Here is a 252-nt window from a genome sequence, read left to right on the forward strand (position 1 = left end):
GCGATCCGTCGCAACGCGGAGGGCCCCGTGACGTTCGCCCAACTCGATGGCTCCGCCGACCTGCTCAGGGAGCGGATCGGCGCGCGCAGCGACCACTTCATGCCCCCGGCGCTGCTCACCTCCCAATTGCAGACCCTGGAGACGCTCCATCCCGACGAGCAGGGTTCGGTGTTCTCCGTCCACGACGCCCCGGAGCTGATTGCGGCACGGATGCACGACTGGATCGCCCGAGAGGATGCGTTCGCATGACCG

The 252-nt window shown here is 68.3% G+C and carries 1 protein-coding gene; it reads left to right on the forward strand.

Features of this window, described 5'->3' with window-relative positions; translation table 11 throughout:
- Positions 1-249, forward strand: a 249-nt coding sequence (locus SB773_RS33440; protein WP_410594754.1) for a hypothetical protein, incomplete at its 5' end; no start/stop codon positions are given.
- Between the last annotated feature and the right edge of the window lie 3 nt (positions 250-252).

The organism is Bacillus sp. SIMBA_074 (genome assembly GCF_046534555.1).
In the GTDB taxonomy this organism is placed as follows: domain Bacteria; phylum Bacillota; class Bacilli; order Bacillales; family Bacillaceae_G; genus Bacillus_A; species Bacillus_A mycoides.